The following is a 12,318-nucleotide window of genomic DNA, read 5'->3' on the forward strand; positions in this document are numbered from 1 at the left end:
CTTTTTGCTTTTAAAAAATATTATTTGATAAATTCTCCATATCCAAAAAATTAAGATATTAGCCCAAAAATTATCTAACCAAAAACAAATTAGCTGTATGAAGAAAAAAATATTTGGCTTCTGCTTAATATTAAGCGCTTTGACATCATTTTCGCAAGAAATTGTAAGCTCTGTGCCTATCGAATTAAAAAAGAATCGTGATATATTTCAGGTTGTAAATAATGAGAAGAAAGATGTTACTTTATTTGTTAGTGATAAAATAAAAGTAAAAGCGATTCATCTTGACAGCAATATGAAAATAGTAGATAGTATTTCTGCCGAAAGACCAAATACTAAAACATACGACATGATGATTGGCTATAACAGCAATAATAACAATCCGCGTTTGTTTTGGGCGTCTAACGATTACGAAAACATCTTTTCTCAATTGTATGATGTTTCGAACAAAAAAGTTGCAACACAGCAATATACTCTTGATCTTAAAGAAGAAAAAGTGCTTCAGAAATTCAGCGAAAGCGAGAAATTTTACATTTTAACTGTTCCTAAAAAAGGCAATTCTTTAAAATTACATGTTTTCGACAAAAATGGTGTTTATTCAGCAAAAATTATCAATTTGGACGGATTCCATTTCTTCAAATCTAATTATACAAAATCAGATATCTATGGAATTTTAGGAGAAAATCTGCTTCCGTTTGAAGCTCCATTTTCATTAAAAAACATCAATGTTGAAAATCCGACTTCATTAACAGACGCTGCTAGAAAAAGAAAATGTTATTTTGATGGCAAAACGCTTGTTTTAACTATTGATACAAATTCAGATTACACACAGGCAATTATAATTGATACACAGAATTTTTCGGCTACTGAAAAGATAATCCGATCTCCAGGTATTTCTAATGTAACTTCTACAGGATATAAAATCGCTATAACTTCGAATTCATTTTATTTTGACAATAAATTTTACATCTTAAAATCGTCTGAAGATCAATTTTTCTTTACTGTAAAAGACTTAGAAGATAATACGTTGAAAGAATTTTCAGCCACATCTGAAACTCCAATTGATTTTAAAAACTCAGACATTTATCTTGAAGGCGGAGATTTTGGAGGAAAAAGAACCTTAACAAACAGCTCTCAATTTTTAAGAAAAATTGTCAATTTGAATGCTGGTCTTTCTTGCTATCATATTGGTCAAAATACGCTTATTACTTTTGGAGGTATTTCTTCTACAGGACCATCTACAGGACAAACTGTTGCAAATCAATTTGGCTTAATTGGAGCTTTGGTAAGTGTTGCATTCTTAAGCCCTACGATGGAGAATTTTAATTCTTATGCGAATAGAAAAGTAGTTAAAATTGAAGGTCTTTTTGATAATCAAGACAATCATATAAAAGGCGATTTACAGCCTTTGGCATTTGATAAAATACGCACTTTCTTTGATGACTACAAAGATGTGTCGTCTCAAATTTTATTTAATATAGAAGCGGCATATTATCTAGGCTACTACGATAATAAAACAAAAGAATATACAATTCGAAAGTTTGCAGATTAATGTGAATCTAAGAGCTTTTAAATAAATTAAACAAGCGTGAAATCTTTAGTTTCACGCTTGTTTAATTTAATAAAGAAAAGTATTCAAACCTTTATACAGAAAAAATTAGATCTTCACCCAACCAAAAACTGCCAACTTAATCTATGCTAAAAAAATCACTCCTTGCCTGCTTTCTTTTTCTGACTATTAACACCTTTGCACAGGAAATGATAAAAGAATTTGATCTCAAATTAGAAAGAAAAAGAGATTTCTATCAGGTAACAAATAAGACCAAAAATGAAATTGTGTTATTTTCAAACGATAAGGAAAAAGTTTCTTCAATAAGATTTGATTCCACTTTTAATATTAAAGATTCGATTTCTGCTGTAAGGCCGGAAAGCACTTACGAAGAAATTCTTGGATATACTCAGAAAGATGAAAGTTATAACATTTTCTGGGGTTCAAAAGACAGAAAAAAAATATTTGCACAATCTTTTGATTTTGCAACAAAGCAAATCAATATTAAATTTTTTGATTTAGAACTGAAAAAAGAAAAGATTGTTAAAGAACTTACTATCAACAATGTTTTTTATATAATCACTCTTGTCAAAAATATCGGAAATTTAAAATTTTATGTTTTTGATCCTTCAGGTGAATTAGACACTAAAACGGTGGATTTGTCGAAGTTTGAATTCAACAACAAAGAAGGAAATCCTGTAAATTTACATACTGTATTAACTTGGGAATCTTCCAATTTCTTTTTTCAAAATATTAATAACGAAAGCCCTCCTTCACTGGCGTTGAGTACTAGAAAAAATAAAATCTATACTTATAAAAATGACGAGATTATTTTCACACTAGATACTGGTCCACATGCTACAGATATTTTAAGAATAAATCTAAACGACTTTACTGCTTCTTTAAAGGCAATTAAACAGCAACGCACAATAAGTCATGAATATGATGGATTTTTATTTGAATCCAATTCTTTTTTAATCGATGACAAACTCATTCAGATTAAAACAAATCCTGAAGTTCTATATTTAACCATAAGCGATTTAGATGGCATGAGAATTAATACTTACAAAGCATTGCGAGATGAAGAAATCCCTTTTAAAAATACGGATGTTTTTCAGGAATCAGGCACATTTTCTAATAAAAAAATATTAGAAAAACCAAAACAATTTATACGCAAGATTAATAACTCTACTCCTGGCATATCGTGTTATAAATTAGATGGTTTATATTATACCGTTATTGGAAGTTCGCAAGATATTGTGCGCAGTGGAAGTATGGGAATGGGAATGGGAATGAGTGGCGGATTTTCAAGTGCTCCACTTGGAATGTCTTATGGATACACTATAGAAAACCTGATTTCCTATAAAGATAAAAACGTGGTTTACACAACATGTTTGTTTGATTCTAATTTTAATCATTTGAAAGAACCAGTCAAAATCTCTGCATTTGAAAAAATAAGAATGTTTTTGGAAGAAAATGAAAACATAAAAGATGGCCGTACTCTTTTTAATAAAACCTTATATAAAGATTTAATTCTCTTTAAATTAAACACTTCTTTGTATTTAGGAAATTATAATAAAGACAACCAAAAGTATCAATTTTTTAGTTTTAGCGAATAATTTTCAAAAGTCAGAATTATAAAGCGTGAATGGATTAAAATTTTTAATTGATTCGCGTTTTTCGCTTTCAAAATACTCCCTTTCTAGATTATCTTTGAAAAAATAATTCAAGAACAAAATACATTAAATGAAACTCACCAAACCAAGATTAGCCTTAATCTGCGGTATACTTTGCATATCCATTTTTCCGATATTGGTAAAATTACGTTTAACTCCAGGCTTGATTTCGGCATTTTACCGAATGTTTTTTGCTGTGACCCTGCTTTTACCCTACGTTATCATTTCAGGAAATTTCAAATTACCGAAACCAAAATTTCTGCTTTTAGCTGCACTTTGCGGTATTTTATTTGCTTCAGATGTTGCCGTTTGGAATATCGCCATTCAGGAATCAAGCGCGACTCAGGCTTCTTTGCTGACAAATTTATCTCCTGTTTGGGTCGGGGTCGGTTCTTTTTTCTTTTTGAAAACAAAACCAGCAACAAATTTCTGGATTGGTACGTTGGTCGCTTTACTCGGAATGATCACTTTAGTCGGCTTTGAGTTTTTTATCGATTTAAACTTCGATCAGGCATTTCTATTTGCAGTTTTATCGGGAATACTATATTCGATTTATCTTTTGGTCAGTAAAAATGTGCTTTCGCAGGTTGATGTTCTTTCGTTTATGACTATCAGCTTAACTGCTTCGAGCATTTATTTGGGCATTTTATGCTATTCGCTAGACGAACCTTTCACAGGATTTTCAGATGCAGGCTGGTTTGTTCTAGTGCTTCAAGCTGTAATTTGCCAATTGTGTGCTTGGCTTTCGATCAGTTATGCCACACAGCACATGCGCGCAACCAGAGTTTCATTGAGTTTGCTAAGTCAAGCTGTAATTACATCGATTTTGGCTTGGCTGTTTTTGGAAGAAAAAATAACTTTACAAATGATTTTCGGAGGAATCATTCTGCTTTGCGGAATTCGAATTACTTTTTACGATAAGACGATTTCTCTAAAAAGGCTTTTTTCTAAGAATTAATCTTTCACGCACATTCCAAATGATTTAAGCAGATCAAACAGATTTTACTTTTTTAAATCTTTTAATCTGTGGCAAAATATCTCCCGCAGATTCTGCAGATTGAACAGATTTTTTACCAATCTTTATAAAAAAATTAGTGTAAATTAGTGCAATTGCTTCTACAGTTTTCGAAATTATTTATCTCAAATAATTATTTGATATAAAATTCGTGAATTCGTGGCTAACAAAACTTTGAAACAAAACATTATGTTACATAAAACTAAAATCCCAAACTTAAAAGTAATCGCCTTTGATGCCGATGACACTTTGTTTGTAAACGAACCTTACTTTCAGGAAACCGAACATAAATTCTGTGCTTTGATGGAAGATTATCTTTCGCATCAAGGCATTTCACAGGAATTATTCAAAATCGAAATTGCCAATCTACCTTTGTACGGTTACGGAATCAAAGGCTACATTCTTTCGATGATCGAAGCGGCTATGAACATTTCGAACAATACCATTCCAATTGAAGTCATTGAAAAAATCATTCAATACGGAAAAGAATTACTCGAAAAACCAATCGAATTGTTAGACGGAATAGAAGAAACGCTCCAAGCCTTAAAAGGAAAATACAAATTGGTCGTTGCTACAAAAGGCGATTTGAAAGATCAGCACAGCAAACTGCACCGTTCTGGCTTGGGACATTATTTTCATCATATCGAAGTAATGTCAGACAAACAAGAAATAGATTATCAAAAACTTTTAGGCCGTTTAGACATTCAAGCGCATGAGTTCTTGATGATCGGAAACTCATTAAAATCAGATGTGCTACCAGTTTTAGGAATTGGCGGTTATGCCGTACATATTCCGTTTCACACAACCTGGGAACACGAAAAAATTAATCACACTATAGAACACGAGCATTTTAGTTCTTTTGGCACTATTGCAGAAGTGGTTCCGAATTTATTATAATGAAAACACTTTTAGACTTAGAAAATTGGAATAGAAAAGAGCATTTTGCGCATTTCAAACAGATGGAAGAACCCTTTTTTGGCGCTACTGTAGAAATTGATTGTACCAAAGCGTATCAAACCGCAAAAAGTATAAATGCTTCTTTTTTCATTTTCTACTTACATAAAACGCTGGCTGCGGTAAATGCCATTGAAAATTTTAGATACCGAATTTCAGAAGACCAAATATACATTAACGACCGTATTGACGCATCAGCCACAATTGGGCGTGAAGATGGCACTTTTGGTTTTTCTTTAATTGAATACGATCCGGATTTTAAAACATTCGAAAAAATTGCTTTAACGGAAATCGAACGCATTCAAAACACAACCGGACTTTTTACCCGATCTTTTGATGATGACAATCTGATTCATTTCTCGGCAATTCCGTGGTTGAATTTTAGTTCCATAACCCACGCACGCAGTTTTACCTATCCTGACAGCTGTCCGAAAATTTCATTCGGGAAAATGATAGTTTCCGAAACAGGAAAAAGAACAATGTCTATGGCAGTCTATGTGCATCACGGTTTAATGGACGGAATGCATGTTGGTCAGTTTGTAGATCTTTTTCAAGAGCTTATGAATCAATAAAATAAGGGAATGATTTTTGCGCCCAAAAACACATGAAACGAATTTTTCTTTTTTTGTTTTTAATCTCCTCCACCGCTTTGCTTGGTCAAACGGTGCTGACTACTTATGCCATCGATTTAAAAAACAAAATTGGCCAGTCGGAAATTGTAGCTGGCGAAAATACCGTTACTCATGACGTGTTTGTTTTTGCCGCAAGCGCAGACAGTCTTTCGATATTAAAATACAATAGCGCTTTATTTTTAAGAGATAAATTGGTCACCAACCGTCAGTATACCGAAAACAGATCTCTGATGGGATATAGTTTTAGCGAAGACGGAAATCCTACTTTGTACTGGTTTTCGAAAGAAGAAAAAACCATCATTCTGATTAAATATTATCTGGAAAGCAAAACTTCTAGAGCACTAAAATTTCAAGTTCCGCTTGAAGACAAAGCTATTTTGGCGCATTATCAAAAAGATAATAATTTCTATCTGCTGATGCAGGAAAAAACCAAACAAGCACTAACGGCTTTTATCTTTAAAAACGGAATGGCACAAGAAAAGTTTCTAGATTTTAGTTCTTTCAAATTTATAGATAGAAAAACCCAGCCTAGAACATTCAATCAAATTTTGAATGAAAACCCGATTGAAAAAATGGATGCCGGAGAATACAATCCGTTGTATAAAGTTTCGGCCAAAAGTAAAATTTATACGCTTCCAAACCGTTTGATTCTGACTTTAGACCAAAGCTTTAGAAAAACGCAATTATTTGATATTGATTTAGAAAGTTTGGAAATAAAAGAAAAGACATTTTCGAAACCAGTTGGAGAAAAAAATCCAAAAACGTCCAACTCTTTTTACCACGAAAACAAGCTATATCAAATCAATGTCAACGCAGACGAACTTTTGTTTGATATTAAAAACTATGAATCTGGCCAATCGATAAAAACATTTTCGGTTTCCAAAAAAGATACCATCCGTTTTAGCAATTCGCCTTTGCTAATGCAGATTGAGGATCGCGAACCTAGAAAATTAAAGAATACCGCTAAATTTTTAAAAGCATTATCTGCTCTTGATGCTGGACTTTCGGCATATAAAAACCAAAAGAATCTCTTTATTACTTTAGGCGCAACGGGAAGTAATTTCAAAACAATATCTATAAACGCTTTTAATGATCCGTTTGGAGATTTCCCTTCCAACAATTATTATAATATTGAAAGCAATTATTCCGTGTTTTTTGAAAGTATTTGGACCAAAAAACTGGAATTGACGCAAGAAACGCATGAGCCATTTGCTAGCGATAAAATCTTCTATTTTTTAGATACACATAAAGAAGCCGTTCTCTATAATACTCTTAAGCTAAATAACTACACAATTTTAAGCTATTACGACATTATTGCCAGACAATTTGTTCTCCGAAAATTTACCGACGGCTTGGATTAAGAATTCGTAATCAGCAACTTAAACAAATTCAGCACATTTTTTAATTTTTCTTTTTAGCATTATCTGTTTTTAAATTTTGAAAGTGACCTTATTCTAATACTTTTTTGACTTTTAAAGAAGGTTTTTACTTACATTTTTTTGTTGTTTTGGGCAAAAATTTAAAAATAAGAAATAATGAAAAAAGTTGTAATGACTCTTGCATTTGCCCTGGCGTTAACTGGAGTACATGCGCAAACAGAAAACAATAGCAGTTTTAATAAATGGTCTATCGATTTAGGCGCGGGAGTTAATAAACCTCAACGCCCATTTAGTAATGGATATGCTACTAACACCTTAAGTCCTTGGACTGGAGATTTAGGTGTTCGTTATATGTTAAACAATAAATTTGGTTTGAAGGCAGACTTTGGATACAACAGTTTTACTGCAAAAGGCAGCTCTATCGACTTTGATTCAAAATACTACAGAGTAGATTTACAAGCTGTTGCCAACTTAGGGCGCATCATGAATTTTGAAACTTGGACCAACACTTTTGGCTTATTAGGACATGCTGGTTTTGGTTATGCTCAACTAAGAGCAGATAATATTAAGAAAACAGATGAAATAGGAAACTTCATTGCTGGTGTAACTGGACAGATAAGATTATCAAACAGAATTGCTTTAACAGGTGATTTCTCTACCATTTTAAATGCAACACAAGACCATACGTTTGATGGAGCTTATGTTCCTGGAAACAGAGGTTTCTCTGGATTAATTTTTAACGGAACAGTTGGTTTAAACGTTTACTTAGGTAAAAACGCAAAACATGCTGACTGGGTTGTAACAGAAAACAACGGCTATACTGATATTTCTGCTTTAGAAAACAAAGTATCAGACCTTGAAGCGCAAATCAAGAAAATACCTGCAACGAAAGAAGTTGTCGTAGAGAAGCAAACAAACAATGCACAGTTGACAGATAATGATTTGATAAGAAAAATGATCAATGACAAATACTACAGTGTGTATTTTGATTTCAACAAAACAACTCCAATCGAAAACTCTACTGCAGCAATTGATGTAGTATTAACTTACTTAAGAAAAAATCCTTCTGCTACACTTGATCTTGTTGGCTATGCTGATCAAGTTGGAAAAGCGGACTATAACGATAAACTATCTTACGCTAGAGCAACAAACGTTAAAACTATTTTTGAAAAAGCTGGAATTGCTTCTTCTCGTTTAAATGTTATTGCAAATGGTGCAGATACAACAATTCAAAAAGATTCTGATGAAGCTAGAAGATTAGCTAGAAGAGTTACTTTCATTGTTAAATAATTCCTTTTTTTAAATGTAAATCGAAGTCCTTAAGACAATTATCTTAAGGACTTTTTTATTTTATAATTAAAATGATAAGAAGACGGCATAAAATTTGAAACAAATCTGTGATATCTCAAGAAACACATTTATGAAGAAACTACTACTCCTTTTTCTTTTGTTTTCTAAAACAGTTTTGTTCAGTCAAACAGTCTTAAATTCTTTACCACTAGATCTAAACTTTCTAGGAAAAACTCAGGTTTTAAATGCCAAAGATGAAAACACCAATGATATTTATGTTTTTACTTGGGATGACAAAAATATAAATATTCTTAAATACAATGCTTCTTTATTTCTTTCGAATCAATTTACAGATTCGTTGAAACACGAAAGAAGCCGAAATTTAATTGGCTACAGCATCAGTGAGGATAAAAAACCAGCGCTATATTGGACTTCAAATAATTATAGAGACGTCCTAATTACGGTCTATAATCCAGATGACAAAACTTCGGAATTATTAAACTTCGATTTTCCGCAAAATCATGAATATGTAATCAGCAGTTTCCAGCAACAGAATACTTTTTATATTCTTGCTAAAGAGAAAGATCTAGACCACCTTCTGCTTTACAAATTTGAAAACGAAAAATGCAGCATTAGAACATTTGATTTTTCCAACTTTACATTCAAGAATAAAAAAAATGTACAAATCTCTTTTGATAAGTTTATTAAGCAAAACCCATTAAATCAATTAGACCCCGATATTTATGCCCCAATAGATTTGGCTTCAAGCACAAGTAAAATGTTTGTGGTTCGTGATCATATTATTCTAACATTCGATACTGATTTTATAAAAACACAAGCATTTGATCTTAACATTAAAACTGGCGGTGTAAAAGAAAAAACATTTAACTTCCCAGCTCATGAAACTCCGTCCAGAACATCAAATTCTTTTTATAGCAATAATAAACTATTCCAGATAAAAGCAAGTAGAGAGTCTTTTTTGTTTGAAATTAAAGATTTTGATTCGGGTGAAATCATTAAGAATTATTCGTTTTCAAAAAATGATACTATCCCATTTAAAAACTCTCCCTTTCTTATGCAAATTGACAACCGCAAACCGCGTCAATTGAAAACGACTGAAAAATTTATAAAAAATATAAATGGCCTTACGGCTGGTGTATCCGTTTTTCAAAACAACAAAGACAGCTTTATTACCTTTAGCGGCCTTGGAGAATATTCCGATTTTTATTTTTCTTTTGATAGTGATACTGATTTTGGAGAACGCGTTTCCTACTCATTAAGCAAAGTAGTTTATTTTGATGCAATGTTAAATGAGAACTTAAATTTTACGCCAGACTATCAGACAAGACCATTGGCAATTGAAAATCTATTTTATTATCTAAATAGCAATAAAACAATCAAATTATACGATGCGCTAAGATTAAAGGATTATTACATTTTAAGCTATTATGATAGTGCTTCCAAACAATTTATCATACGCAAATTTACCGACGGTTTTATGATGGAAGACAATGAAAATCCTATTATGAGCAAGTCTAACTTCTCAAAGCCGTTTTCTTTTGGCACAATTGCACCTCGATAAGTTTATTGAGAGTTGGACAAATCCAATGTTTTCAAGGTTTAGAAAAATGAAATGAATAATTTTTCTTAATTTTACAAAAAAGACATCTATTATGCTATCAAAAAATATTGAATCGGCTTTAAACAAGCAAATCCGCATAGAAGCAGAATCTTCGCAAACGTATCTTTCTATGGCTTGTTGGGCAGAAGTACAAGGTTTAGAGGGAATTGCTCAATTTATGTACACACAGTCAGATGAAGAGCGTGCACACATGCTTAAATTGGTTAAGTATGTAAACGAACGCGGAGGTCACGCTCAGGTTACAGATTTAAAAGCGCCAAAAACGACTTATACTACATTTAAAGAAATGTTTGAGGAACTTTATAATCATGAACTTTTTGTTTCGAAATCTATCAACGAATTGGTACACATTACTTTTGAAGACAGAGATTATGCTACACACAATTTCTTACAATGGTATGTTTCTGAACAAATCGAAGAAGAAGCTACAGCTAAATCTATTTTAGATAAAATCAACTTGATTGGTGATGATAAAGGCGGACTTTACTTGTTCGACCGTGATATTCAGCAGTTAACAGTTACAAGTTCAATCGCCATCAATCCAAAATAAAAAAGTTAAAGTTTATTTAGAACATTTAAAAATAACTTTTTTCGTTTATATTTGTCTCTGTTTTTATAATACAGAGGAAAATTGGGCAAGAAAGAAAAAGACAAGGAAAAGAAAAAGGATAAAAAGAAAAAGAAAAATTCGGCTATCCTTGATAAGATTAAGAAGATTGAAAACTGTAAATCTTCTTGCTGTGAGAAATATAAAAAGAGTGAAAAGAAACGCTGCTCACGCTGTCCTATGTTTGATTTATTCAAAAAAACTGCTTAACAACATATAGAAAGACCCATCAGATTTCTCTGGTGGGTTTTTTAGTTTTAAATTGCAGTCCACTTTCGATTTTTAAATTCCATTATGAAAAACGATTTTACAATCCCTAAATCTAGTCTTGACTTTTTGGTCGAGCTAAAAGAAAACAACAACAAACCTTGGTTTGAAGCCAATAAAGCACAATATTTAATCGAACTCAATCATATCGAAAATTTTGCTGGTGCATTACTTAAAGAGCTTTCCAAAACCGATGTTTTAGAAAATGCTTCAGGCAAAAAAAGTGTTTACAGAATCTATCGTGATATACGTTTTTCTAAAGATAAAACTCCTTTCAAAACATTTTGGGGCGGCAGCTATACGCGTGCAACAGCCGCGCGACGTGGCGGTTATTATTTTCATCTGGAAAAGGGAAACACTTTTTTTGCAGGTGGTTTCTGGGGACCAAATGCTGCAGATTTAAAACGAATAAGAACCGAATTTGCCAACGATCCAGAGACTTTTCAGAAAATCTTAAATTCAAAATCATTCGTTACCAATTTTGGAACTTTGCAAGGAGAACAGCTCATAACTAAACCAAAAGGTTTTGATATCGATCATCCTGCTATTGATTTGCTTCGTTTCAAACAATTTTTGGTTATAAAACGTTTTACAGACAAAGAAGTTTTGAGTCCGCAATTTTTAGAACTCGCTTTGGACGCTTTCAAAAACATGCGTCCATTTTTTGACTATATGAGCGAAGTGCTCACAACAGATGCTAATGGGGTTTCGGTTCTATGATATAACGAACAGACATTCCTACTGAATGAATTCGTTCTTTATTCCAATTGACACGTGGGCTTCGACTCCGCTCAGCCTGACAAAAAATATCAATAACTAAACCCAACAGGTTTCAAATACCTGTCGGGTTTAGCAAATTATCTCATTATCGTAAAAACATTATTTCCCTAGTAGCAAAACTTCATTTGCCACTACTTCGGTGATATAGCGTTTTTCACCGTTCTTATCATCGTAGCTTCGATTCGTTAGTTTTCCTTCAATCCCAATTTCTTTTCCTTTTACCACAAACTTTTCAATAATTTCTGCTGTCTTTCCCCAAGCAGTAATGCGATGCCATTCGGTTTGTTCTACACGTTCACCTTTATCATTTTTGTAATAATCTTTTGTTGCAATTGTAATGTGCGCTAGTTTTCTTCCGTTTTCTAATGTTTTAACTTCTGGATCGTTTCCTACATTCCCAATTAGCTGTACTCTGTTTTTCATGGCGTATAATATTTTAGTGTTATTAATAAATTGAATTGTTCTTCAAATTCAACAGTGCAAAGATGAGAAACCTCAGCATCGGCAGTCGGTTGTTAACTGTTTACTAT

12 protein-coding genes are annotated in these 12,318 nt (G+C 32.5%); 11 read left to right on the forward strand and 1 reads right to left on the reverse strand.

From position 1 onward, the window contains the following. Window positions 1–97: 97 nt before the first annotated feature. The 11 genes from Q9Q97_RS01600 to Q9Q97_RS01650 all read left to right on the forward strand — a co-directional run bounded on the left by Q9Q97_RS01600 (window position 98) and on the right by Q9Q97_RS01650 (window position 11,728). On the forward strand, window positions 98–1,549 hold the full coding sequence (locus tag Q9Q97_RS01600; protein ID WP_306153769.1) for a hypothetical protein: 1,452 nt from the start codon (window positions 98–100) through the stop codon (window positions 1,547–1,549). A 206-nt stretch (window positions 1,550–1,755) separates the two neighbouring features. Continuing rightward, on the forward strand, window positions 1,756–3,165 hold the full coding sequence (locus Q9Q97_RS01605; protein ID WP_306153771.1) for a hypothetical protein: 1,410 nt from the start codon (window positions 1,756–1,758) through the stop codon (window positions 3,163–3,165). A gap of 127 nt (window positions 3,166–3,292) precedes the next feature. Then, complete coding sequence (locus tag Q9Q97_RS01610) at window positions 3,293–4,180, forward strand: DMT family transporter (RefSeq protein WP_306153773.1); 888 nt, start codon at window positions 3,293–3,295, stop codon at window positions 4,178–4,180. A gap of 246 nt (window positions 4,181–4,426) precedes the next feature. Further along, window positions 4,427–5,134 carry an HAD family hydrolase gene (locus Q9Q97_RS01615; protein WP_306153774.1) on the forward strand — a complete coding sequence of 236 codons (708 nt, stop codon included), beginning with the start codon at window positions 4,427–4,429 and terminating at the stop codon, window positions 5,132–5,134. Continuing rightward, on the forward strand, window positions 5,134–5,763 hold the full coding sequence (locus tag Q9Q97_RS01620) for a chloramphenicol acetyltransferase (RefSeq protein ID WP_306153776.1): 630 nt from the start codon (window positions 5,134–5,136) through the stop codon (window positions 5,761–5,763). Before Q9Q97_RS01615 ends, Q9Q97_RS01620 begins: the two co-directional genes overlap by 1 nt. A gap of 32 nt (window positions 5,764–5,795) precedes the next feature. Continuing rightward, a complete protein-coding gene (locus Q9Q97_RS01625) occupies window positions 5,796–7,184 on the forward strand; it encodes a hypothetical protein (RefSeq protein ID WP_306153778.1) in 1,389 nt (462 codons plus the stop codon). A 174-nt stretch (window positions 7,185–7,358) separates the two neighbouring features. Further along, on the forward strand, window positions 7,359–8,492 hold the full coding sequence (locus tag Q9Q97_RS01630; RefSeq protein ID WP_306153780.1) for an OmpA family protein: 1,134 nt from the start codon (window positions 7,359–7,361) through the stop codon (window positions 8,490–8,492). A gap of 130 nt (window positions 8,493–8,622) precedes the next feature. Continuing rightward, the gene (locus Q9Q97_RS01635) at window positions 8,623–10,074 is read left to right on the forward strand and encodes a hypothetical protein (protein WP_306153782.1); all 1,452 of its coding nucleotides are present in this window, start codon (window positions 8,623–8,625) and stop codon (window positions 10,072–10,074) included. Window positions 10,075–10,165: 91 nt separating this feature from the next. Beyond that, a complete protein-coding gene (locus Q9Q97_RS01640) occupies window positions 10,166–10,684 on the forward strand; it encodes a ferritin (protein WP_306153784.1) in 519 nt (172 codons plus the stop codon). A gap of 81 nt (window positions 10,685–10,765) precedes the next feature. After that, window positions 10,766–10,951, forward strand: a complete 186-nt coding sequence (locus Q9Q97_RS01645; RefSeq protein ID WP_306153786.1) for a hypothetical protein — start codon at window positions 10,766–10,768, stop codon at window positions 10,949–10,951. Window positions 10,952–11,035: 84 nt separating this feature from the next. Next, window positions 11,036–11,728 (forward strand): DUF2461 domain-containing protein, encoded by a 693-nt coding sequence (locus Q9Q97_RS01650; protein WP_306153788.1) that lies wholly within the window; start codon window positions 11,036–11,038, stop codon window positions 11,726–11,728. Window positions 11,729–11,887: 159 nt separating this feature from the next. Here the strand turns inward: Q9Q97_RS01650 and Q9Q97_RS01655 are convergent, their stop codons facing one another. Continuing rightward, window positions 11,888–12,211 (reverse strand): single-stranded DNA-binding protein, encoded by a 324-nt coding sequence (locus Q9Q97_RS01655; protein WP_306153789.1) that lies wholly within the window; start codon window positions 12,209–12,211, stop codon window positions 11,888–11,890. Between the last annotated feature and the right edge of the window lie 107 nt (window positions 12,212–12,318).

Origin of the sequence: Flavobacterium sp. DG2-3, from assembly GCF_030730925.1 — a bacterium.
In the GTDB taxonomy this organism is placed as follows: Bacteria; Bacteroidota; Bacteroidia; order Flavobacteriales; family Flavobacteriaceae; genus Flavobacterium.